The organism is Erythrobacter sp. SG61-1L (genome assembly GCF_001305965.1).
Taxonomy (GTDB): domain Bacteria; phylum Pseudomonadota; class Alphaproteobacteria; order Sphingomonadales; family Sphingomonadaceae; genus Andeanibacterium.
Map to the genome: position 1 here is coordinate 540,448 of NZ_JXQC01000003.1, position 22,959 is coordinate 563,406.

The following is a 22,959-nucleotide window of genomic DNA, read 5'->3' on the forward strand; positions in this document are numbered from 1 at the left end:
CGCCTTCGCGGGAATGACGAGAGTGGGAGCATGGATAACCGGACGAGGTATCCGTCTTTGCGTCTGGATGGGTGGCCTAGCCAGCGCAGGAGGCATATAGCGCCTGCACGAGTCCCTGAGCCGTCTGGAACAAGACCATGAAATTCTTCGTCGATACCGCCGACACTGCCGAAATCGCCGATCTGGCCGCTACGGGCTTGCTGGACGGTGTCACCACCAATCCCAGCCTGATCGCCAAATCGGGCCGCGATTTCATGGAAGTGACGAAGGAAATCTGCGCCTTGGTGGATGGGCCGGTCAGCGCCGAAGTGGTCGCGCTGGATCACTCGACCATGATGAAGGAAGCGGAAGTCCTGCGCAAGATCGCGGATAATGTCTGCATCAAGGTGCCGCTGACCGTCGATGGGCTGAAGACCTGCAAGGCCCTGACGGACGATGGCGCGATGGTGAATGTCACCCTGTGCTTTTCGGCCAATCAGGCGCTGCTGGCTGCCAAGGCCGGGGCCACTTTCATTTCGCCTTTCGTCGGCCGTCATGACGATAATGGCTTCGACGGGCTGGACCTGCTGCGCGACATTCGCCTGATCTATGACAATTATAATTTCGAAACGGAAATCCTCGCCGCCTCGATCCGCCATCCCATCCATGTGCTGGAAAGCGCGCGGATCGGCGCCGATGTGGCGACCATGCCGCCGGCCGTGATCCGCGCCCTGTTCAAGCATGTGCTGACCGACAAGGGCATTGAAGGCTTCCTTGCCGATTGGGCCAAGACCGGGCAGACCATCCTCAAGTAAGACGGATTCCCCGTCGGAAGTTATTCAGTGGCCAACGAAACTCCCCTAGACCGCTTCAAGCAGGCTTTGACCGGCGCCGCGCGCGCGATTTCGCAGGATGCGGAAATCGATGTGACCTGGACGGCAGATGCCCCCGGCATCGTGGGGGATTCGATCAAGGTGCCCATGCCCGGCCGATCCCTGCCGCGCGAGCAGGCGCAGCAGGCGCGCGGCTTTGCCGACAGCTTTTCGCTGCGGATGAAGCACCACAATCAGGCGCTGCACAATCGCCACGCCCCGGTCGAGCCTTCGGCGCGGGCCTGTTACGATGCAGTGGAAGCCGTGCGCTACGAGGCACTGGGCGAGAATAATTACGACGGCATTCGCGGAAATCTGGCGGCATCGCTGGATATGCGCATGGCGTCCGATCCCATCTCGCGCGCCACCAGCGCCGACGAGGTTCCGATCCAGACCGCGCTGGCCCTGATGCTGCGGGAAAAGCTGACCGGCCAGCCGGTGCCGCGTTCCGCCGAGCAGGGCGTCAATTTCGTGCGCGAGTGGATCGACGAGAAGGCGGGCGGCGATTTCGACCGGCTGGCTCTGTCGATCGACGATCAGAAGGCGTTCCAGTCGCTCACGCTCGACATGCTGCGCCATCTGGAACTGACCCGCGCGGAAGAGATCGATCAGCCCTCCAACGAGGAAGGCGAGGATCAGGCGGGCGAACAGTCCGGCGAGGATGAGGGCGACGAGGATCAGCCCCAGAACGAACAGCGCAAGCAGCAGGACGTCGCCGCCGAAAGCGGCGAGGGCGAACAGGACGGCGAGAGCGACCAGCAAGTCGAGCAGGAACAGGAACTGACCGACGGCGACGTGGGCGAGGACGGGGAAGAGGGCATGATACCCGTCCGCCCGAACCGCCCCTGGACCGACGATCCCTCAACTTTCGACTACAAGATCTACACCGAGGAATTCGACGAGATCGTTTCTGCCGCGGATCTGTGCGACGAGGACGAGCTGACCCGCCTGCGCGCCTATCTCGACAGCCAGCTGACCGGGCTGCAGGGCGTGGTGACCAAGCTCGCCAATCGCCTCCAGCGCCGCCTGATGGCGCAGCAGAACCGCAGCTGGGACTTCGATCAGGAAGAAGGCCTGCTGGATGCCGCGCGGCTGGCCCGCGTGGTGATCAGCCCCGGCCAATCGCTGTCCTACAAGGTGGAGCAGGATCAGGAGTTCAAGGACACGATCGTCACTCTGCTGATCGACAATTCCGGCTCCATGCGGGGGCGCCCGATCTCCATCGCGGCGATCAGCGCGGACATCATGGCCCGCACGCTGGAACGCTGCGGGGTGAAGGTGGAAATCCTCGGCTTCACCACACGCGCGTGGAAGGGCGGGCAAAGCCGCGAGAAGTGGCTGGCCGAAGGCAAAGCCGCGCAACCGGGTCGCCTCAACGATCTGCGCCATATCGTCTACAAGAAGGCTGACGAGCCGATGCGCCGCGCGCGCAAGAATCTCGGCCTGATGATGCGCGAAGGGCTGCTGAAGGAAAATATCGACGGCGAGGCGCTGCTGTGGGCTCATACCCGCCTGCTCGCCCGGCCGGAAGATCGCCGCATCCTGATGGTGATTTCCGATGGCGCGCCGGTGGACGATTCCACCCTCAGTGTGAATTCCGCCGGTTATCTGGAACAGCATCTGCGCAAGGTGATCGACTGGATCGAGAAGCAAAGCCCGGTCCAGCTCGTCGCCATCGGCATCGGCCATGACGTGACCCGCTATTACAAGCGCGCCGTCACCATCATGGATGTGGAGCAGTTGGGCGGCACGATCATCGAACAGCTTGCCGGTTTGTTCGAAGTGGATTGATCCGATGAGGCCGGCCAGCAAAACTATGGCCGGTCCAAGCGGACATTGGTGGACCGGGGCAGGTTCCGGGCGTTAGCTCGCATCCACCATGCTCTGGATACCGATCACCATTGGCGCTGCCTTCACGCAGCTGATCCGCAATGCGCTCCAATCCGGGCTGACCGGAACGGTCGGCACGCTGGGCGCGACCATGGTGCGGTTCCTCTACGCGATCCCCTTCGCGCTGGCGGCCTATGCCGTGGCCATGCTGGTGCTGGGCCAGCCCATGCCCGGCCTTTCGCAACCCATGATCGGCTGTGTGCTGACCGGCGCGGTGGTACAGCTTGGCGCCACGGCCCTGATGCTCAAGGCCATGCATATGCGCGGCTTCGCGGTGGCCTATGCCTATATCAAGACGGAGCCGGTGCTGCTGGCCGTGGGCGGCTGGTGGCTGCTGGGCGACAGGCTGCCTCTGGGCGCATGGGCGGGCATATTGATCGCCACGCTGGGCGTGTTGTGGGCGGCCGTGCCGCGTGGCGGCGGGCTGGCGGCGTTCCGGGGAGAGGCCGCGCCTGTGCTGTTCGGCGTGACGAGCGGGGCGATGTTCGGCCTGTCCTCGCTCTCCTTCCGGGCGGCGATCCTTACCCTGCATGGCGCAGCGCCGTGGATGGCGGCGCTGCATGTGATGACCTGCGCGCTGATCGTGCAGAGCACGCTGCTGCTCGTATGGCTGGGGCTGACTGACAAGGACGTGATCGTCGCCACGTTGAAGGCATGGAAGCCCAGCCTTGGTGCGGGAGCCACGGGCATGCTGGCCACGCTGATGTGGTTCACCGGCCTTGCGCTGACGGCGGCGGCCAATGTCCGCACCCTGGGGCTGGTCGAGATGCCGCTGGCGGCCTTGCTCAACCGGCGGGTTTCGGGCCGTCATCTCGGGCGGCAGGAATGGACCGGCCTTGGATTGGTGGCCGTGGGCATTGGCGTGCTGCTTCAGGCCGTGGTCTGACTGCGTTCAGCTTGCGGGCGCTAAACGCCTGCGCCAAAGCTGCGCGGCCAGAAGTTGCGGCCAAGGAGAGGTAGCATGCGCAAGTTCATCGTGATCGGAGCCGTTCTTGTGGCCCTGTTGGCCGGTGCCTGGGCCGTCGCCTCGCCCTGGATTGCGATGGACAGCCTGCGCGACGCCGCACGTGAGGCGGATCGCGAAGCGCTGGAGCAGACGATCGACTTTCCGGCCCTGCGTTCGTCCCTCAAGGACCAGATGCGTGCCCAGATCAGGCAGGAAGCCGCGCGGCGCGGGCAGTCAGACCCGATGCAAGGCGCGGGCGCACTGCTGGCCAATGGCTTTATCGACGGGGTGGTGGACAGCGTCATCACGCCTGACGGCATGGCCGCCCTGCTGGTAACCGGCAGCCTGGTGCCCAAGCGCGATGGCCAGCCTGCCAAGGAAATCGACTGGGATGTGGAGCGCACCGGGCTTTCCAGCTTCCGTGCCGTGCCCAAGGGCGAGAACGGAGAGGCCTTTCCGGCGCTGGTGTTCACTCGCGATGGAATGTCGTGGAAACTGGCTGCAATCGACATTCCCGAGCCGGAGCTGGCGAAGGAGTAAGCGCCTGCCGCTTGACCAAATGCCGCCCTTCGGATCAAAGCCCCGCTCATGATCGAAGGTAAACCTCTTACGCTGTTCAACAGCCTCACCCGCCAGACGGAACATTTCACTCCGGTCCATGCCGGGGAGGCGCGGGTCTATAGCTGCGGGCCGACGGTCTATAATTACCCCCATATCGGCAATATGCGCGCCTATGTCTTCGCGGATGTGCTGGGCCGCACGCTGAGCTGGAAGGGCTTCAAGCTCACCCATGTGATCAACATCACCGATGTGGGCCACCTGACGGACGACGCCGATCAGGGCGAGGACAAGATGGAGAAGATGGCTGCGGAAAAGGCGCAGTCCATCTGGGAAATCGCCCGCCATTACACCGAAGCCTATTGGGCGGACATCAAGGCGCTGAACATCCGCCAGCCGGCCGACTGGTCCATCGCGACGAATTATATCGAGGACATGCTCGATTTCGCGAAGTCTATTGCGGACAAGCATTGTTACGAACTGCCTTCAGGCCTCTATTTTGACGTGTCCACCGTGGAGGATTACGGCAAGCTGGCCCGCGCCGCGACCGATGAGGGCGAGGGGCGGATCGAGGCGGTTGAAGGCAAGCGGCACGCGGCGGACTTCGCCATCTGGCGCAAGACGCCCGCGGGCGAGACGCGCCAGATGGAATGGGATTCGCCCTGGGGCAAGGGCGCGCCGGGCTGGCACCTCGAATGTTCAGTGATGAGCGGGAAGCTGCTCGGCTTCCCCTTCGACATTCACACCGGCGGCATCGACCACCGCGAAATCCACCATCCGAACGAGATCGCGCAGAATCAGGCCTTCTGCGGTTGCGGCAGCCTGTCCGAAGCGGCCAATTCCGGCGCGCGCATGTGGATGCACAATAACTTCCTGGTCGAACGCTCTGGAAAGATGAGTAAATCTTCCGGCGAGTTCCTCCGCCTGCAATTGCTGATCGACAAGGGTTATCACCCGCTGGCTTACCGTCTGCTGTGCCTTCAGGCGCAATATCGCAGCGAGCTGGAATTCAGCTGGGACGGGCTTGGCGCCGCACTTACCCGCCTCAAGCGGATGGTGCTGGCCGTGCAGGCCCTGAAGAAGCGCCATGCCGACAAGGGCCACGATCCGGTCGAGGCGCCGGAAGTGGGCTGGACCTTTGCCGAACTGCTGGACGGGATCGGCGGCACCCTGCGCCCGCTGGCCGTGCGTTTCGACGAGGCAATTTCCGACGATCTCAACACGCCCGTGGCGCTGACGGTGCTTGAGGAACTGCTTTCGCTCAAGAAAATGCCGACTGATGAATCCCTCGCTCTTCTGAGCGCGATGGATGCGGTTCTGGGCCTCGATCTGCTGGAGCTGGACCGCGCCGAGCTGCGGCTGCGGCCCAAGCATGCCGCTATTGAGGAAGCAGAGATCGATGCCGCGCTGGAACGCCGCAAGGCCGCCCGCGCGGAGAAGGATTTCGCGACGTCCGATGCGATCCGTGACGAGCTTGCGGCCAAGGGCGTGGATGTGATGGACGGCGATCCGCTAGGTTGGGAATGGAAACTGGCATGATGAAGATTCTGCGCGGCACGGTTCTGGCCCTCGCGGCCGTGGCTCTTCCTGTCAGCCCGGCATGGGCCGATGAGGATGACGATATTCTCGCTGCCGCTCAGGCCGCCTTCGCCCCCTATCAGAGCGAAGAGCCCTGGACCGGGCCGGACTGGGACATGCCGATTTTCTCCAGCGAGACAAAGGCGCTGGTTGACGAATGGAAGGCCGGGCTGAGCGACGAGGACGTCGAGGATCTCAACAGCTTCAGCTGGCTGTGCCAGTGTCAGGATTTTGATCCCAACAGCTTCCTGGTCGAGCTTGAAGTCAACCACGCCGAAGGCACCGACGTTTCCACAGTGGATGCCCGCGCCGGTTTCGGCCCGGATCGCAACGATCTGGCCGAAAGCGAGCTGTATATGTTGCGCGAGAATGGCCGCTGGACTCTGGACGACATCGTCTCCGAATCTTTCCCCAAGGGTCTGAAAGTGGAACTGGTCGCCGCGATTGCCGCGCATAAGGCACGTCCCGCCGAGGCGGATGAGGGCGCTGAATAGGCATGACCATTGCCGTTCTGCCCGGTCTTGCCCGCCCGATGCTTGAAGCGCGATTGCCCGACTGGATCGAGCCGCGCTGGTGGCATTCGGTCGAACAGCTTCACGCGCTCGCGCCGGAGGCGGAGATCGGCTGGTTCGACATGCATTACAAGCCGCCCTTGCTGGAGGCCGTGGCGCTGGCGAAAGGGCTGAAATGGCTCAATTCCGTCTATGCCGGGCTGGACTTCCTGCCGATGGACGAAATGCGCGAACGCGGCGTGCAGCTGACCAACGGCACCGGGCTGACCGATATTCAGGTGTCTGAATTCGCTGTGCTGGGCATGTTGGCGATCGCCAAGAACTATGCTGCCATCGTGCGCGCGCAGGACCGGCATGAATGGCTTTCTGCCGCACCGGGTATTCGCGATCTGGCGGGCAGCCGGGCGCTGATCCTCGGTTATGGCGCGATCGGGCGGAAGATCGGCGAGAAACTTGCCGGCTTCGGCGTGGAAGTGGTGCCCGTGCGGCGCCATGCTGCCGAAGGCGTGCTGACGCCGGACCAGTGGCGCGCCCGGATCGGGGAGTTCGACTGGATCGTGCTCACCGTGCCCGGCACGCCGGAGACCGAAGGCATGATCGGCGCTGCCGAAATTGCCGCGATGAAGCCTGAGGCTGTGCTGGTGAACTTTGCCCGTGCCAATGTGGTCGATCAGGAGGCGTTGGTTGCAGCACTGAAGGACCGGCGAATCTTTGCCGCCATGCTCGACGTGACCGACCCGGAACCGTTGCCGGCGGACCATGTTTTGTGGGATCTGGATAACGCGCATATCACCATGCACCTTTCGGGCATTCCCACGCCGCAGAGCATGCTGCGCGGGGCCATCCGCTTCGTGGAAAACTGCGAACGCTACCGGAAGGGCGAGCCGCTGGAGCCGCGCTTCGACCCGGTGCTGGGGTACTAGGCAAAGTTCTCGTCATTGAGAGGAACCGGTGGTTCCGAAGCAATCCAGAGCGTAACGAGTTGTGCCCTGGATTGGTTGGCCAAGGCCAGCTTCGCTTCCGCTTCGCTCGCAATGATGAATTGGCCTTCATCACGCATCCTCCAGCAGCAGCAATTCCACGCTGACCGCCAGGCGCGGTTCGGGCGTGAGGGCGTGGTCCACTTCGACGATGGCCGCATCGGCCACCAACTGGCGGGGAATGTCGAATTCGTAATCCGGCAGTTCGGCGATGAAATGCTCGCCTGCCTCCACCGCTTGCGCACCTTCGAACAGCAGCTCCAGCCGATGACGCGTGCCCGCAAAGGTGATGCTGGCCCAGGAGGTTTCCCGGTGGCTGGCGATTCGCGCATGGCCACAGGCAAGGCTTTGCACGGCGGCGCGCAGCCGGTCTGACGTGTTCATCCTGCCGCGGGTTACAGCGCGAGTGGGGCGGGGAAGGGTGGCGGGATCAGCCAGCATGGGTGGTTTCCTCATATATGTTCATGAAATGTTCCACGCACTTTTCCATGCGAGGGCGGGGCGTGCGGCCATTGCGCAAATCGAGCACGAAACGCGGATCGTGCACGGCCAGACGGCCGAATTTGGTCACCGGCATGCCGGTGCGGCGCAGGAATTTCTCGACCTTGCGAATCAGCATTGTCACTCCTCGTCAGACTTTTTGCGGCGCGGTGCGGGGCAGGGTGCCTGCATCGACCTGCATCGACTCGATGCGACTCTCCTCGCGCTTGAAATCCTACTTGTCTAGGAAAAATCCTACGTGTAGGATGCCTATATGGCAAATTCCCTAGATGCTCCCTCCGCTGACCCTCGCGAGCGCCTTGTTGCGCTGGCCAATGCGCGCGGGGTCAGCCTTGCTGCGCTCTCTCGCCTGATCGGGAAGAATGGCACATATCTGCAGCAATTCGTCACCAAGGGCAGCCCACGGCGCCTTGCCGAGGAAGATCGGCAGGTGCTGGCGCAGTTCTTCGGCGTAGCGGAGAGCGAGCTGGGCGGTGCGGCGGAAAAATCCTATGCGCACAAGGGCGGCGGCTGGGTGGACATACCCCGCCTGGCACTCGACGCTTCCGCCGGGCCGGGCAGTTTCAGTGCGCAGGAAGTGCCGTTCGACACGTTTCGTTTCTCGGCCCGCTGGTTGCGCGAGCAGGGGCTCGATCCCGCCATGCTCTCGGCCATTGCAGTGGCAGGCGATTCGATGGAGCCGGTGCTGCGCGACGGGGATGAGATTCTGGTGGACCGCACTCCGCGCCCCTTGCGTGAGGGTATCCATGTCGTTCGCCTGGGCGAGGCTTTGCATGTGAAGCGCATTCAGGTCGCTCGGCCCGGCATGCTCACTCTCATCAGCGCCAATCCGGCCTATCCCCCAGTGGAAGTGCCGCTGGCGGAAGTGGACGTGATCGGGCGCGTGGTGTGGAAGGGCGGGCGGATCTAGCCGGATGCTGCTTCTCGCTCGTCATTGCGAGCGGAGCGAAGCGAAGCTGGCCTTGGCCAACCAATCCAGCGGCCGAGCGCGCCGGACCCTGGATTGCTTCGGGCCTTGCCCTCGCAATGACGAAGGTTCTCTCGCTTGCATTCGCGCGGTCCACCGGCCACCTAAGCGCGATGTCCGATACCGATACTGCGCCCCAGAGCCCTCCCCAAAGCCCTCCAATGCGGGCCGCCATCATTCCCGTCACTCCGCTTGAGCAGAACTGCTCGCTCATCTGGTGCGCGAAGACGATGAAGGGCGCGCTGGTCGATCCGGGTGGCGATCTCGACAAGCTGAAGGATGCCGTGCGCCGGGCGGGCGTGACGCTGGAAAAGCTGCTCGTCACCCATGGCCATATCGACCATTGCGGGCAGACGGGCATTCTGGCGAAGGAACTGGGCCTGCCCATCGAAGGTCCGCATGAGGCGGACCGCTTCTGGATCGCCCGGCTGGACGAGGATGGCCGCCGCTGGGGCCTGCATGGCGAGATTTTCGAGCCGGATCGCTGGCTGCAGGATGGCGACAGGGTCACCGTGGGTGAGGTTGAGCTGGAAGTGATTCACTGCCCCGGCCACACGCCCGGCCATGTGGTGTTCTTCAACCGCCCCACGCGCTTTGCCATTGTGGGTGACGTGCTGTTTCGCGGCTCCATCGGGCGGACCGACTTCCCGCTGGGCAATCACGCCGATCTGATCGCCTCGATCACCCGGAAGCTCTGGCCGCTGGGCGATGTGACATTCATCCCCGGCCACGGCCCGGTCAGTACTTTCGGGCAGGAGCGGATCGACAATCCCTATGTCAGCGATGCCGCGGTGGCCGGCCAGGGCTCGGCCCGGCTGCCTTTGATCCGTTCGAAATAGAGCTTGCGGAAGGCCAGGGTTGGCTTGTCCGTGCGGACGGATTTCTCCACCCCGGCAGGCGGCACTTCGGACGGCTGCGAGCTTTCGAGAATCGCCTGATCTTCCAGCGCAATGCGCAGGTTCATCCGGCGGAATAGCGGGTTGAGCAGGCTCGATCGGGCGAAATCGCGCAGGGTGACGATAGTCAGCCGCGTCTGCCCCTGCTTCTCCGGGGTGCAGATGGCGAGCATTCGCAGCAATTTGCCCGGCGGATCGATGAACAGTTCCATCACATTGGGAAAACGGAAGTCCAGCCGGGCAGGGCGGTCTCGCCCTTCGATCACATTTTCGATCCGCGCACCGTAAGCGGTTTCGATCCAGTCGGTATCCATCCGGCCATGGCGGAACGGCGCGATGAAGCGGCCGATCGTTGCCTTGTGGACAAAGGGCAGGTGCGGGGAATCGAGCATGTTCTCCATCGCCCGCGTCCAGCGGATGTCCCACAGGGCCGATTGCGCGCTCAGCACCACGCCGGGGGCGCTCAGGCTTTCAGGGGGCATCGGCTCGGTATCGGGGCGAAATCCGGTGTAGAGCCACACCAGTCCGCCCGCCTCGCGCACTGGCAAGGCGAGGGCAGACAGCTTCTCGCATTTGGCATCCGGGTTCCACGGCACGGAGAGGCAGGCGCCGGTTCCGTCGAAGGTCCAGCCGTGGAATGGGCATTCGACGATTCCGTCGGCCAGCTTCCCCAGCGAAAGCGCGACTCCGCGATGGGGGCAGCGGTCGATCAGGGCGGAAAGCGTGCCATTCCGGCCACGGAACAGCACGATCCGTTCATCCGCCACGATGGCCGGATAGAGCTTCCCACTGCGGAAATCCGCGGAAAGCCCGATGATCACCCAGTGATTGGCGAAATCCGCGAACATGGCCGCCCGGTCAGACGATCTTGAGTGCAACCAGCAGGGCGTAGATCGCAAGGCCGATCAGCACGAGCAGAGTGGAGGCCATCCCGATCTTGCGAGTCACCGGGACGGATTCGCTGTCCATGCCCACCGCATGGGCCAGACGGCCGAGGAAATAGACTGCAGCGACATAGGAAAGCCAGATGTCCGCCTTGCCCGAAAGCTCGATTCCCGCGATCAGGATCAGCACCAGCGGCGTGTTTTCCGCATAATTGAGCTGGGCGCGCATGCGCCTCATCAGTGCATCATTATCGCCGTGGCCGTGGGCAACGCCGAATTTTGCGCGCAACTGGATGACCCGGAATGTCAGCCAGACACCGATGATCGCGGCCACTGCGGCCGAAGTGAGCGTAACGGTAAGGTGCATGTCGGATCGTCCCCTGTAATCTTGTGCTCGCCCTATATTCCCGGCGATGCTTGCAACGCACGCGAAAATCGCTATAGGCCGCGCCTTCACCGCCAGCCGCGATCCCGGCCTGCGCATAAGTGCCCCGCACTTGTGCATTGCCGGACCATCGCCTAGGGCGGCTTACGAAACCGATCTAGAATTTGCAGGAACAGGTGCCGCGATGGCTGTCCCCAAGAGAAAAACGACCCCCTCCCGCCGGGGTATGCGCCGTTCGCATGACGCGCTGAAGGTTGAAGCATTCCACGAATGCTCGAACTGTGGCGAACTCAAGCGCCCGCACAATCTGTGCACGCATTGCGGCCACTACAACGGGCGCGAGATCGTGGCCGTCGGGCTCTAAGCCCGGACTTACAGGGGTAAGCGCATGAATCTGCCGCGTATCGCCGTCGATGCGATGGGCGGCGATGAAGGCGTGCGCGTGATGGTCGAAGGCGCGGCGCTTGCTCGCCGTCGCCATGACCGTTTCAAATTCCTGCTGGTTGGGGATGAAGAGCGCATCAAACGTGCGCTCGATAATCACCCCAACCTGCGCGGGGCCTCCGAAATCCTGCATGCCGCAGATGTCGTGGCGGGCGATGAAAAGCCCACCCAGGCACTGCGTCGTGCCCGCACAACCTCCATGGGTCTGGCGATCAACGCCGTGAAACAGGGCGAGGCTGGCGGCGCGGTAAGCGGCGGCAACACCGGCGCGCTGATGGCCATGGCCAAGCTCGCCCTGCGCACCATGCCCGGAATCGACCGGCCCGCTCTGGCCGCGCTGATGCCCACACTGGGCGACAGCGATCTCGTCATGCTCGATCTTGGCGCCAATACCGATTGCGATGCCCGCAATCTGGTGCAGTTCGCGATCATGGGCGCTGCCTATTCGCGGATCGTCACCGGGCGCGAGGCGCCGCGCGTGCGCCTGCTGAATATCGGCACGGAAGAGAACAAGGGCACCGAACAGCTTCAGGAAGCCGCAGCCCGCTTGCGCGAGGCAACCGGCCTTTCGATGGAGTTCGAAGGTTTCGTGGAAGCCAACGGCCTGTCGCGCGGCGATGTGGACGTGGTGGTGACCGACGGATTTTCCGGCAATATCGCGTTGAAGGCAGTGGAAGGCACGGCCCGTTTCGTGGCCGATCTGCTGCGCCGCAGCTTCCAGAGCTCACTGCGATCCAAATTCGGATTCCTGGTCAGCCGTCCGGCAACGGATTTGCTGCGGCACCATCTGGACCCCAATAATCACAATGGCGCGGTTTTCCTGGGCCTCAATGGCGTGGTTGTGAAAAGCCATGGCAGCGCGACTGCCAATGGTGTGGCCAATGCCGTTGCGGTGACGGCGCGCCTGCTCGAGGCGAGCATTACCGAACGCATTGCTGCCGATCTTGCCGAACTGGGCGAGGAACGGTTGCGTCACAACGGCAATTCCTCCGCCGGAAACGGTCAAGATAAAGAGAACGCAGTATGATCCGTTCCGTGGTCAAGGGCACCGGCTCCGCCCTGCCGGCACGCGCAGTGACCAATGAAGAGCTCGCCAGCACTGTCGATACCAGCGACGAGTGGATCGTGGAGCGTACCGGCATTCGTTCGCGCCACATTGCCGACGAGACGGAGACGACCTCCAGCCTGGCCGCAGATGCAGGCCGCAAGGCATTGGCCGCGGCAGGCATCGAAGGTGCGGCTGTGGACCTGATTATCGTGGCCACCGCCACCCCGGATCAGACCTTCCCGGCGACCGCTACCAAGGTGCAGGACGCGCTTGGATGCAACGGGGGAATCGCCTTCGACGTTTCGGCGGTCTGTTCGGGATTCCTCTACGCGCTGGGTGTTGCCGATTCGCTACTCAAGACCGGAATGGCTAAGTGTGCGTTGGTTATCGGGGCGGAAACCTTCAGCCGGATTCTCGACTGGGAAGACCGTGCTACCTGCGTCCTTTTCGGGGACGGTGCAGGGGCTGTCGTGCTCGCGGCGGAGGACGTTGAAGAGGGCGGTCCGGGCGTGCTCGCCACCCGTCTTCATGCCGATGGCGCCCATAACGAACTACTGTTCACCGATGGTGGGCCTTCTTCCACCGGAACAGTGGGCAAGGTGCGTATGAAAGGCCGCGAAGTGTTCCGGCACGCCGTGGTCAATCTGGCAGAAGTTCTTGAGGAAGTGCTTGAAGAGGCTGGATTTACTGCAGCCGATCTGGACTGGGTCGTGCCCCATCAGGCCAATGCCCGCATTCTGGATGCCACGGCACGCAAGCTCGGTCTGGCAAACGAAAAGGTGATCGTAACCGTCGATCGCCATGCCAATACTTCGGCCGCATCGGTGCCTCTGGCGCTCGATTTTGCGGTGCGTGACGGGCGCATAAAACAGGGCGATCTGGTGATGCTGGAAGCCATGGGCGGAGGCTTCACCTGGGGTGCCAGCCTGCTGCGCATGTGATTTTCTGAAAACTTCGGCTATCCGAAAAATCCGCAGAAATGCGGGTTATATTGCCTTGTTCACACAAAGTGTTAGGTTGATCCCATTGGAACTGTCCAGGCAATCTGAACAGGGGACGGGAAGATGATGCGTTCGGTCGGCACGCTTACACGCGCAGATCTCGCTGAGGTGATCAATCGCAAGATGGGATTTTCCCGTGCGGAATCACTCGCGATGGTTGAGGCAATTCTCGATCACATGTGCCACGCGTTGGAGCGCGGTGAAAACGTTAAAATATCCGGTTTCGGAACTTTCTTGTTACGGGACAAGAATGAGCGTGTAGGCCGCAATCCCAAAACCGGGATCGAGGTGCCGATTACGCCGCGCCGCGTACTGACCTTTCGCGCCAGCCAGATCCTGAAAGACCGGGTTAGCCAGGGTTAAGAACAGGAAAGCAGGGGCAAAGTGGTAGTTGATCCGAGGTTCAGCGACGGCAAGGATGCCGACGCGCTGCGCACCATCGGCGAAGTCGCGCGCGCGCTGGGTATCAAGCAGCACGTCTTGCGATATTGGGAACAGCAATTTCCCATGCTCAAGCCGCTGAAACGCAGCGGCGGGCGGCGCTATTATCGTCCGGAAGACATCCGCATCGTCGATACGATCGATCGGCTGGTGAACCGGGAAGGCTATACGCTGAAAGGCGCGCGGCTGGCGCTGTCCGGCGGCAAGGCTGCGGCAGCGGAAGCACCGCCCGCTACGACGGCGCGTGGGGACGGCGATACGCATCCGGCAGGCGACATCGTTCCGCAATTGCGCGCGATCCGCAGCAGGCTGGCCGCCGCGCTGGAGCGTTGATTGGCCGCGGGGCGTAGGCCCCGGCCAGCCGTAATTGCTTTTCGTCATCGCGAGGGACTTAGTCTCGCGGCGATCCAAGGCAGTTATATCCGGCTCTGGATTGCCGCTTCGGCTTCGCCTCCTCGCAATGACAAGTGAGGCGAAAGGGATCAGCGGCTAACCGCGCCCTTCCGGCCCCAGTTCTGGATCGAGATCGCGCGGGCGGGCGAGGTGGATCAGGCGGCCGCAATTCGGCTCAAGCTCTGCCCAGTCGGCAATATCCAGTTCCAGCACGGCAAAGGTGGCGGTGGGGTATTTCTCGGCTGCGGCATCGAACAGCGCGTTTTCGGCATCGGGCGGAACCAGATCGAAGATCAGTTCCTGCAGGCCCGGATTATGCCCCGCCAGCAACACGCTGTCCGGGCTGCCTTCCACGGCGCGCAGCAGTTCGATCAGCGTGCTGGAACTGGCCAGATAGGCCCGGTCCTGCCAGTTGACGTGGCCGTCGATCCCGGCGGCTTCCAGTGTGCGCTTTACCCTTTCGGCAGGGCTGGCCAGCACCTGTTCCCACCTGATCCCGTGATCGCGGATGTGCTGGCCCATCAGGGCGGCGCCCTTGCGGCCACGATTGTTCAGCCCGCGATCGAAATCGCGCAGGCCCAGATCGTCCCAGTCGGATTTGGCATGGCGCAGGAGGCCGAGCAGTTTCACGAGGGCGTGGATCCTTCCAGCGGCGATGCCGGGGAGGCCGGAATCGCGTCGCTCGCCCCAGAAACACCGCTCGCGATGCGATGTAAAGCCTCATCGAGCGTCAGGCGGATGACAGGCGTGCCCTTGGGGAATGCGGCTGTCAGCCTCGTGGGGAAGGCAGCGGAAAGGACCACGAAATGGCCCTTGTCGTCCTTGCTGCGGATCAGGCGGCCGAAGGCCTGTGCCAGCCGCGCGCGGATGATCCGGTCATCGAAGGAACTGCCGCCCCCGGCCGCGCGGCGGGCGCGGTGGAGGATGGAGGGCTTGGGCCAGGGCACCTGTTCCATCACCACGCAGCGCAGCGATTCGCCCGGCACGTCCACCCCGTCGCGCAGGGCATCGGTGCCCAGCAGCGAGGCGCGCGGATCGTCGCGGAAGATGTCCACCAGCGTGCCGGTGTCGATCGGATCGACATGCTGGGCGTAAAGCGGCAGGCCTTCGCGCGCCAGCCGGTCGGCAATGCGGCCATGGACCGCGCGCAACCGGCGGATCGCGGTAAACAGGCCGAGCACGCCGCCCTTCGATGCCTCGATAATGCGGGCATAGGCGCCGGCCAGCGCGGCAATGTCGCCCTTTTTCACATCGGTGACGATCAGCACTTCGGCGTTGGAGGCATAGTCGAACGGGCTTTCATGCTCGCTCAGCATCGGGGCTGTATCGAGCCAGTTCGCGCCGGAGCGGGTGAGGGCGGCTTGCCATTCGCCGCCATCCTTCAGCGTCGCGCTGGTCAGCATCACGCCGTGAGCGGGTTCCAGAACGACCTGCGCGAAGGGCTTCATCGGATCGAGGAAGCGGCGGTGCAGGCCGATATCGTATTCGCGCGCGTCGGAACGGTCGACTGCGAGCCAGTCAACGAAATCCGGGTCCGCCGCGCCGCCCAGCCGGTCAAGCAGGGCCTCCCACGAGGCGAGCATGTCGATGCGCCATTTGAGCGAATAGCGCGCCCCTTCGATGCGGGCGCGGCCCTGGCCGTCCAGCCAGTCCGGCGGATCTTCCAGCAGAGCCTCAAGCCGGACGGAGAGCTTCATCAGCGGCGAGCGGATCGCCGCCAGCGCCTGCGCGGCCTGCTGGGCCAGTTCGATGAAATTGCCGTCCAGCTGGGCGGCCTCGGTCTCTATGCCATAGCCCGCTTCCTGCCCGCCGCTTTCGTCCCGCGCATAGGTAAGGGCGCGCACGCCTGCGAGCAGTTCTTCCAGCGGGCCGGAGGGCTGGTTTTCCGCCAGCCGTTGCAGCCAGCCTTCGCCGGGCAGCGCCTCTGCGGCGGTGACGGCATCGGCCACGGCCTTGCCGCCTGCCTCGTCATAAGAGGCGATGTCCGCCAGACGCGCGGCGAGGCCCCGGCGACGGCCTTTCGATCCGCGTTCCGGGCCGGTGATCCAGCGGCGCAATTCCACGCATTCCAGCCCGGTCAGTTCCGCCGCGAAAGTGGAATCGGCCGAATCGAATACGTGATGGCCTTCGTCGAACACGATGCGGGTGGGGCGCTGGGCATGGTCTCGCCCTCTGGCTGCATTGACCATCACCAGCGCGTGATTGGCGATCACCAGATCGGCCTGCGCGCTGGCCCGCGCGGCGCGTTCGATGAAGCATTTGCGGTAATGCGGGCAGCCTGCATAGACGCATTCGCCGCGCTGGTCGGTCAGGCTGCGGATCGCGCGGTTGCGGAACAATGTGCCCAGCCAGCCGGGCAGATCGCCACCGATCATGTCCCCATCCTGTGTGTAAGCCGCCCAGCGCGCCACAAGCTGGGCCAGCACTGCCGCCCGCCCGCCAAAGCCGCCTTGCAGCGCATCTTCCAGATTGAGCAGGCACAGGTAATTCTCGCGCCCCTTGCGCACCACTACAGGCTGGGTGCCGTCGGCGCGATTATTGGGCCACGCCCGGCGGCTTTCGCGGCGCAGTTGGCGCTGGAGGTTCTTGGTGAAGGTGGAAACCCACACAGTGCCGCCGGATTTTTCCGCCCAGAGCGAGGCCGGGGCGAGATAGCCCAGCGTCTTGCCGATGCCGGTGCCTGCCTGCGCCAGCAGCATATGCGGCACGCCGCGCCGGTCACGCGGGGAAAAGGCGCTGGCGGCCTCTGCGGCATAGGCGCGCTGGCTTTCGCGTTCCTCCGCGCCCGATCCGGTGAGCCGGGCAAGGCGGGCGCGCACTTCCTCCGGCGCAAGCGTGACCTGAGCGGGCTGGGGCCGTTCCGGCGTTTCTTCCCATTCGGGCAGTCGCGTGAACAGCCAGCGTTCGGCGCGCTGCGGCTGACGGATATGCGGGGCGATCACGTTCGCCCAGGGCCAGCGCAGCCGCATCAGCGACTGGAGCACGCTCCACGCGCCTTCGCGTTCCTGCCATTCCTCGCTTTCGCAGGTTTCCAGCAACCTGCCCGCCGCAAGCTGGAGCAGGGCAGGCACGCCATCGTCGCTGGCCGGTTCATCCAGCCCCAGCGCATGGGCAAGGCCCTTGGGCGTGGGCACGCAGAAGCGGGCGGGGTGGATGAAGGCGAAGAGTTCCAGCAGGTCCAGCCCGGAAAGGTCCGGATAGCCCAGCCGGGTGGCCACCAACGGGGCATTGAGGATCAGCAACGGTGTATCGGCCGCCGCCATGATCGCTTCCCCCTTGCCCACCGTGCGCGTGGCGCCATTGGCCGCGCGCAGCCAGCTGCCGGCATGGCTGGCATGCAACGCGGGAAGGGGAAGGGGCTGAGTCACGCCCCGACCCTAGAACGGACTAGGAACAGGCGGCAAGCGCGGCTGCGGCCTGTCCCCAGTTCAGGTAGGCTGGTTCTCCTGCCCGGCGGCAGGGGGCAACCCGGCATAAGTGTGCGTGACATGGGGATAGGGGATTTCGATCTTCGCATCGTCCAGCGCGCGCTTGATGGCGAAGACCACCTTGCTCTTCACGCCAAGGAAATCGTGCAGGCGCGAATCCGCCCACCAGCGCACGGTGAAGTCGATCGAACTGGCGCCGAATTCCTGCGCGTAAATCTCCACTGCCCGGTCCGACGCGACTTCCTCCACGCTTTCCACGGCCTTGCGGATGGTCGCTTCCGCCATGGGCAGGTCGGTATCGTAGGATACGCCCACCACCAGTTCGTTGCGGCGCAGGGCTATGTCCGTCACGATCTTCACCGGGTTCTTGAAGATCATCGAATTGGGCAGGATGGTCAGTTCGCCCGACAATTGGCGGATGTGGGTTTCGCGCAGGGTGATTTTCTCCACCTTGCCCAGAATGCCTTCCGCCTCGATCACGTCGCCGATCTGCATCTTGTCGCGCAGCAGGATCAGTACCCCGGCCAGGAAATTCTCAAAAATGTCCTGAAAGGCAAAGCCGATGGCCAGCGCGCCTACGCCAAGGCCGGCGACAAGGCTGGCGGGCGTCAGGCCGGGCATGACCACGGCGGCGGCGATCAGCAGGCCGGTGATCCACACGCCAAGCCGGGCGAAGGTGCGGAACAGTTGCTTCAGATCGTTGCGGATGCCGGTTTTCTCGACGATCCTTGTGGCAATGCGCGAGGCGAGCCGCGCGGCGAGCCAGGTGATGGCCACCACCACCAGCGCCACGGCGATGCTGGGCAGGGTCGCCACCGTGCCCATCACCATTGAATCCACCTGCTCCTGCAGGGTCTTGAGATAATCCAAGGGGATTTCTCCTTCTTTTCTTGCAATTACCGGGCAGTCCATAGCCCGCCTTTTCCGAACGTGGCCTGACCTGCAAGACGGTTCATCGGGCAATTGCAGGGCAATTGAGATGAGTTGACGGGATGAGGGGACAAGCCGTTTTGAGAACAGATTGGCGATGAAAAACGAAGGGTCGGCCTGTCGCAGCCGGAAATCGGCCCGCCTCAATCGAATGAGTGCTTCATCAAGGAAATCCGTGATTTTGTCATTTCACTGAACGGTGAATGAAGGAACGCTCAAATAGTCCTGCCCGTTTTATTTGGGCTATGGAAAAGACATTCATATCCGCTCGTTGCGCAACTGCCGCGATTGCCGCGGTACTTGCGCTTGGTTCAACCGGGCTTTCCGCCCAGACTGTTGCGCCTCAGGTAGACCCGCCTGTCGCGCCTCCGCCGGAAGTCTCTCCGCCGCTGGAGCCGGTGATCCCCGCGCCGCCGCCCAGCACGCAGGCTCCGGCCATTCCGCCCGCGACGCCTTCTGCCGCGCCCGCTGCCGCGCAGGCCCCTGTGATGCGCTCCATCCCCGTGATCCAGCCTATCCCCGAAAATGTGCCCAGCGAGGAACCGGCGGTTGCCGAGGCACCCGCACGGGCGGCAGCATCGCCTGTCCGCGAAAGCCGAGCCGCACCTGCTGAACGGGTCGCTCCCATGCCTATGGCGCAGAGCGTTCAGCCCATGGAAGAAGCGGCTCCGCCAGCTGCCAATAGCGACTATTTCCCGGCCGAGACGGTGCTTGCGGTGGACGATCCGGCGCTGGCCGAACCTGCCGCCGAACCCGTATCCAATCCGGTGATCGAAGCAGTTGACGCAATTGCCTGGGGTACGGCGGGCACCTTGCTGCTGCTGGCCCTGTTCGCCGGTCCGCTCCGTCGCCGCCGCCCCAAGGAGGCACCGCCTCAGGTGGTGAAGCCGCAGGTGCAGCAGCCGCCGGAGAAGGCTGTGGCTACTCCGGTTGCGATTGCCCCGACGGTTACTGGTCCTACAGCTACCGCGCCGGCCATTGCGGCAACGGCCACGCCTCTGACCATCCAGCCTTTGTTCGGTGCCGCGCGCCGCCGCCAGGATACCCCGGTCGATCTGCCGCGCAGGCTTCCCGCCCGGTTCGAGGAACGCAATGCGCTGCTGATGCGGATGCTGGATGCCCCGCCGGACAAGGCCAATCCGTTCCGTTCGCGCCGTGCCCGGCTGAAGCGCGCGCGCCTGATCCTGCAATCCATCGGCCGCAGGTTCGAACGGGCCGATCCGTGGATCGACCTTAGCGATTACCCGCATGTCTGGCCTGAACTGGCCCGGCGCAAGGTTCTGCAGGCGGCCTGACCTATGCCGACCTGTGGGGGGAGGCGGTCGTGTAAGCGGCCGCCTCTTTCCGCGCCTGTCCTACATGCGGCTAATCGGCTAGCACTTGTGCCATGAACCCTGCGCCCACCAATTTCCCGGAAGTTGACGCCTTGCCGGAAGGGGTGGGGGAAGCTTTCCTCTGTACAGTGTCAACTTTGTCAACTTCGGCGGAAATGCGGGCCATTTTCGGCCGGATCGAATCGCCGCACTTGCGAAATGCCGCGCGAGGCGCAATGGACCCGCGCCATGAGCAATGAAGCACTGATCGCCGCCGCCCAAACGTCCAAGTCCTGGCCTTTTCAGGAGGCGCAGCGTCTCGCCAAACGCTTTCCGGGCGGGAAGCGCGATGCGGACGGCAATCTCGTGCCCGTCATTTTCGAAACCGGCTATGGCCCCTCGGGCCTGCCGCATATCGGCACTTTCCAGGAAGTGTTGCGCACCACGCTGGTGCGCCGCGCCTATGAAGTGCTGACCGGCGGCCATCCCACGCGCCTGATCGCCTTTTCCGACGATATGGACGGGCTGCGCAAGGTGCCCGAAAACATCCCCAATGCCGAAGTGCTGCATGAGAATCTGCACAAGCCGCTGAGCCGCATTCCCGACCCGTTCGAGAAGGGGCATGCCAGCTTTGCCCATCACAATAATGCGATGCTGCGCGATTTCCTCGATCGCTTCGGCTTCGATTATGAATTCATCGCCGCATCGGATCGTTACGATTCCGGCGAGTTCGACGATGCGCTGAAGAATGTGCTGAAGCATTACGATGCCATCATGGGCGTGATGCTGCCCACTCTGCGCGAAGAGCGCCGCAAGACCTATTCGCCCGTGCTGCCGATCAGCGAGAAGACCGGCCATGTGCTGCAGGTACCCATCGAAGTGGTGGATGCCGAAGCCGGGATCGTCCGTTTCGAAGATGGCGGCGAAATGGTCGAGCAGTCGATCCTCGGCGGCAAGTCCAAGCTGCAGTGGAAGGTGGACTGGGCCATGCGCTGGGTCGCGCTGGGCGTGGATTATGAAATGTGCGGCAAGGATCTGACCGACAGCGTCACCCAGTCCGGCAAGATCGCGCATATCCTCGGCGGCCGTAAGCCCGAGGGCATGATCTACGAATTGTTCCTGGACGCCAATGGCGAGAAGATTTCCAAGTCCAAGGGCAATGGCCTGACCATCGAGGAATGGCTGACCTATGGCAGCGAGGAATCGCTGGGCTTCTATCTGTTCCGCGAACCCAAGAGCGCCAAGCAACTGCATGTCGGCGTGATCCCGCGCGCGGTGGATGAATATTGGCAGTTCCGCACCAAGATTCCCGAACAGCCGATCGAACAGCAGTTGGGCAACCCGGTTTGGAACCTGCTGCGCGCCAATGGCTACAAGGGCGGGGATGGCGACAGCCTGCCCGTGACCTATGGCCTGCTGCTCAATCTGGTGGGCGTGCTGGGCACTCATGCCACGCATGAGCAGGTGTGGAATTACCTGGGCAATTACATCCACGATGCCGATCCGGCGCATCACCCGGAACTGAACATCCTGGTTGACCGGGCGCTGGCCTATAATCGCGATTTCGTGGCCCCCACGCTGGTGCGCCGCGCGCCGGAAGCCAATGAGGCAGAGGCGCTGAAGGCGCTGGACGCCGTGCTGGCGAAGACGGCGGAAGATGCCTCTGCCGAAGATCTGCAGACCGAAGTCTACGAGATCGGCAAGGATGAACGCTTCGGCTTCGAAAGCCTGCGTGACTGGTTCAAGGCCCTGTATGAAACCCTGCTCGGTTCCAGCCAGGGGCCGCGCATGGGCAGCTTCATCGCCCTGTATGGCGTGGCCAATACCCGCCGGCTGATCGCGGAAGCTCTCGCCAAGTGACCGCGCCGGCCGATCCTCACAAGCTGGCCCGCGAATTGCTGGGCCGCGAGCTTGAGGATCTGGAGCCGGACGAACAGCGCGTGATCCAGCGTGTCGCCTCCGGAACGGTGTTCGTCGGCGACAGGGAAGAGATAAGCCAGATTCACGCCGGTTTCGGCGACCGGCTGGCTGACCGGGTTGCCGCCGTGGGCGGCAGCTGGGGCTTTATCGTGTGCTTCGGCCTGGTGTTGCTGGCATGGGTCATGCTGAACAGCGATGCCGTGGCGGCGCTGGGCTTCACGCCCTTCGACCGTTATCCCTTCATCTTCCTCAATCTGATGCTGTCCATGCTGGCCGCCGTGCAGGCGCCGATCATCATGATGAGCCAGAACCGGCAGGCCAAGAAGGACCGGATCGCGGCCCGCCACGATTACGAAGTGAATTTGCGCGCCCAGCTGGAACTGATCCGTCTTTCCCACAAGCTGGACCGGCTGGCCCGGCAGATGGGGCACGTCGAAGGTCAGGCTGCTGACAGCGCCAAGGAATAGTTTCGCTTGCCCCCCAGCGGCCTGGGAGTACCATCGCGGCGCGGGGAACAAGAGGAGACGGGACTATGACGCAGACACGCTATTCAGCCGTGGCGATGCTGCTCCATTGGGCGATTGCCATTGCCGTGATCGTCAATTGGCGGATCGCGGAATCGGCCGAAAATCTCGAAATTGCTGAAAAGATGCGAGTGATGGACCAGCACAAGGCGCTGGGCATGCTGATCCTGGCACTGACTGTGCTGCGCCTGTTGTGGCGTTTCGCCAAGTCGCCGCCGCCGCTGGCCTCCTCGCTCAAGCCGTGGGAAAAGACGGCGGCGAAGGCTGTGCACCTGCTGTTCTACGTGTTGCTGATCGGCCTGCCGCTGGGCGGCTGGCTGGGCCAGTCCTTCTATGCGCTGGCAATCGACGTCTATGGCGTGACCGTGCCCGCGCTGCCGGTGGGCAAGAACCCGGAACTGGGCCACTCGATCTTCGAGGCCCATGCCACGGGCGGAACGATCATGCTGGCGCTGATCGCCGTGCATATCCTCGGCGCGCTCAAGCACACATTCCTCGACAAGGACGGCAATATCTTCCGGATGCTGCCCTTCGGCACGGCCAAGGCCTGAACGAAGCAAGTCCCCCGC

26 protein-coding genes are annotated in these 22,959 nt (G+C 63.6%); 18 read left to right on the plus strand and 8 right to left on the minus strand.

From position 1 onward, the window contains the following. Positions 1-137 precede the first annotated feature (137 nt). The 7 genes from fsa to SZ64_RS02820 all read left to right on the plus strand — a co-directional run bounded on the left by fsa (position 138) and on the right by SZ64_RS02820 (position 7,258). Positions 138-794 carry a fructose-6-phosphate aldolase gene (gene fsa, locus SZ64_RS02790; protein ID WP_054529439.1) on the plus strand — a complete coding sequence of 219 codons (657 nt, stop codon included), beginning with the start codon at positions 138-140 and terminating at the stop codon, positions 792-794. A 27-nt stretch (positions 795-821) separates the two neighbouring features. Next, positions 822-2,642, plus strand: coding sequence for a cobaltochelatase subunit CobT (gene cobT / locus SZ64_RS02795; protein ID WP_054529440.1), 1,821 nt, complete (start codon positions 822-824; stop codon positions 2,640-2,642). Positions 2,643-2,730: 88 nt separating this feature from the next. Further along, a complete protein-coding gene (locus tag SZ64_RS02800) occupies positions 2,731-3,627 on the plus strand; it encodes a DMT family transporter (protein ID WP_054529441.1) in 897 nt (298 codons plus the stop codon). 75 nt (positions 3,628-3,702) lie between these two features. After that, complete coding sequence (locus SZ64_RS02805) at positions 3,703-4,227, plus strand: DUF2939 domain-containing protein (protein ID WP_054529442.1); 525 nt, start codon at positions 3,703-3,705, stop codon at positions 4,225-4,227. Between the two features lie 48 nt (positions 4,228-4,275). Continuing rightward, positions 4,276-5,784, plus strand: coding sequence for a cysteine--tRNA ligase (gene cysS, locus SZ64_RS02810; RefSeq protein ID WP_054529443.1), 1,509 nt, complete (start codon positions 4,276-4,278; stop codon positions 5,782-5,784). Then, positions 5,781-6,317 (plus strand): DUF3828 domain-containing protein, encoded by a 537-nt coding sequence (locus SZ64_RS02815; RefSeq protein WP_054529444.1) that lies wholly within the window; start codon positions 5,781-5,783, stop codon positions 6,315-6,317. The genes cysS and SZ64_RS02815 overlap by 4 nt, the downstream gene beginning before the upstream one ends. 2 nt (positions 6,318-6,319) lie before the next feature. Continuing rightward, a complete protein-coding gene (locus SZ64_RS02820; protein ID WP_054529445.1) occupies positions 6,320-7,258 on the plus strand; it encodes a D-2-hydroxyacid dehydrogenase in 939 nt (312 codons plus the stop codon). 129 nt (positions 7,259-7,387) lie between these two features. Here the strand turns inward: SZ64_RS02820 and SZ64_RS02825 are convergent, their stop codons facing one another. Continuing rightward, the gene (locus SZ64_RS02825; RefSeq protein ID WP_054529446.1) at positions 7,388-7,756 is read right to left on the minus strand and encodes a hypothetical protein; all 369 of its coding nucleotides are present in this window, start codon (positions 7,754-7,756) and stop codon (positions 7,388-7,390) included. Beyond that, positions 7,746-7,934, minus strand: a complete 189-nt coding sequence (locus tag SZ64_RS02830; protein ID WP_054529447.1) for a hypothetical protein — start codon at positions 7,932-7,934, stop codon at positions 7,746-7,748. Before SZ64_RS02830 ends, SZ64_RS02825 begins: the two co-directional genes overlap by 11 nt. Positions 7,935-8,069: 135 nt before the next feature. On the opposite strand from SZ64_RS02830, the gene SZ64_RS02835 reads away from it, so the two are divergent. Beyond that, a complete protein-coding gene (locus SZ64_RS02835; RefSeq protein ID WP_054529448.1) occupies positions 8,070-8,726 on the plus strand; it encodes a S24 family peptidase in 657 nt (218 codons plus the stop codon). 218 nt (positions 8,727-8,944) lie between these two features. Further along, on the plus strand, positions 8,945-9,622 hold the full coding sequence (locus SZ64_RS02840; protein ID WP_054529449.1) for an MBL fold metallo-hydrolase: 678 nt from the start codon (positions 8,945-8,947) through the stop codon (positions 9,620-9,622). On the opposite strand, the gene SZ64_RS02845 is transcribed toward SZ64_RS02840, so the two are convergent. Both SZ64_RS02845 and SZ64_RS02850 read right to left on the minus strand, forming a co-directional pair. Continuing rightward, on the minus strand, positions 9,556-10,527 hold the full coding sequence (locus SZ64_RS02845; RefSeq protein WP_054529450.1) for an aromatic ring-hydroxylating dioxygenase subunit alpha: 972 nt from the start codon (positions 10,525-10,527) through the stop codon (positions 9,556-9,558). The genes SZ64_RS02840 and SZ64_RS02845 overlap by 67 nt on opposite strands. 10 nt (positions 10,528-10,537) lie before the next feature. Beyond that, positions 10,538-10,930: an MAPEG family protein gene (locus SZ64_RS02850; protein WP_054529451.1), complete on the minus strand. Its 393-nt coding sequence runs from the start codon at positions 10,928-10,930 to the stop codon at positions 10,538-10,540. Between the two features lie 202 nt (positions 10,931-11,132). Here SZ64_RS02850 and rpmF point away from each other — a divergent pair, with 202 nt between their 5' ends. The 5 genes from rpmF to SZ64_RS02875 all read left to right on the plus strand — a co-directional run bounded on the left by rpmF (position 11,133) and on the right by SZ64_RS02875 (position 14,215). Next, on the plus strand, positions 11,133-11,312 hold the full coding sequence (rpmF, locus tag SZ64_RS02855; RefSeq protein WP_054529452.1) for a 50S ribosomal protein L32: 180 nt from the start codon (positions 11,133-11,135) through the stop codon (positions 11,310-11,312). A gap of 24 nt (positions 11,313-11,336) precedes the next feature. After that, the gene (gene plsX, locus SZ64_RS02860; RefSeq protein ID WP_054529453.1) at positions 11,337-12,419 is read left to right on the plus strand and encodes a phosphate acyltransferase PlsX; all 1,083 of its coding nucleotides are present in this window, start codon (positions 11,337-11,339) and stop codon (positions 12,417-12,419) included. After that, a complete protein-coding gene (locus tag SZ64_RS02865; protein ID WP_054529454.1) occupies positions 12,416-13,381 on the plus strand; it encodes a beta-ketoacyl-ACP synthase III in 966 nt (321 codons plus the stop codon). Before plsX ends, SZ64_RS02865 begins: the two co-directional genes overlap by 4 nt. A 123-nt stretch (positions 13,382-13,504) precedes the next feature. Next, entirely contained in the window at positions 13,505-13,804 is a 300-nt protein-coding gene (locus tag SZ64_RS02870) for an integration host factor subunit alpha (protein ID WP_193391507.1), read from the plus strand. Positions 13,805-13,825: 21 nt separating this feature from the next. Next, positions 13,826-14,215, plus strand: a complete 390-nt coding sequence (locus SZ64_RS02875) for a MerR family transcriptional regulator (protein WP_054529455.1) — start codon at positions 13,826-13,828, stop codon at positions 14,213-14,215. Between the two features lie 156 nt (positions 14,216-14,371). Here the strand turns inward: SZ64_RS02875 and SZ64_RS02880 are convergent, their stop codons facing one another. The 4 genes from SZ64_RS02880 to SZ64_RS18715 all read right to left on the minus strand — a co-directional run bounded on the left by SZ64_RS02880 (position 14,372) and on the right by SZ64_RS18715 (position 19,132). Then, the gene (locus SZ64_RS02880; protein ID WP_054529456.1) at positions 14,372-14,905 is read right to left on the minus strand and encodes a histidine phosphatase family protein; all 534 of its coding nucleotides are present in this window, start codon (positions 14,903-14,905) and stop codon (positions 14,372-14,374) included. Next, the gene (locus tag SZ64_RS02885; protein ID WP_054529457.1) at positions 14,902-17,643 is read right to left on the minus strand and encodes an ATP-dependent DNA helicase; all 2,742 of its coding nucleotides are present in this window, start codon (positions 17,641-17,643) and stop codon (positions 14,902-14,904) included. Before SZ64_RS02885 ends, SZ64_RS02880 begins: the two co-directional genes overlap by 4 nt. Positions 17,644-17,703: 60 nt before the next feature. Beyond that, complete coding sequence (locus SZ64_RS02890) at positions 17,704-18,573, minus strand: mechanosensitive ion channel (protein WP_054529458.1); 870 nt, start codon at positions 18,571-18,573, stop codon at positions 17,704-17,706. 403 nt (positions 18,574-18,976) lie between these two features. Beyond that, positions 18,977-19,132: a hypothetical protein gene (locus tag SZ64_RS18715; protein WP_162225068.1), complete on the minus strand. Its 156-nt coding sequence runs from the start codon at positions 19,130-19,132 to the stop codon at positions 18,977-18,979. On the opposite strand from SZ64_RS18715, the gene SZ64_RS18465 reads away from it, so the two are divergent. From SZ64_RS18465 to SZ64_RS02910, 4 genes are all read left to right on the plus strand, one after another. Next, the gene (locus SZ64_RS18465) at positions 19,122-19,928 is read left to right on the plus strand and encodes a hypothetical protein (protein ID WP_162225069.1); all 807 of its coding nucleotides are present in this window, start codon (positions 19,122-19,124) and stop codon (positions 19,926-19,928) included. The genes SZ64_RS18715 and SZ64_RS18465 overlap by 11 nt on opposite strands. Before the next feature lie 267 nt (positions 19,929-20,195). Beyond that, positions 20,196-21,806, plus strand: a complete 1,611-nt coding sequence (locus SZ64_RS02900) for a lysine--tRNA ligase (protein ID WP_156313447.1) — start codon at positions 20,196-20,198, stop codon at positions 21,804-21,806. Next, positions 21,803-22,333: a DUF1003 domain-containing protein gene (locus SZ64_RS02905; protein ID WP_054529461.1), complete on the plus strand. Its 531-nt coding sequence runs from the start codon at positions 21,803-21,805 to the stop codon at positions 22,331-22,333. The genes SZ64_RS02900 and SZ64_RS02905 overlap by 4 nt, the downstream gene beginning before the upstream one ends. Positions 22,334-22,398: 65 nt before the next feature. Next, positions 22,399-22,941, plus strand: coding sequence for a cytochrome b (locus SZ64_RS02910; protein ID WP_054529462.1), 543 nt, complete (start codon positions 22,399-22,401; stop codon positions 22,939-22,941). The last annotated feature ends 18 nt before the right edge of the window (positions 22,942-22,959 follow it).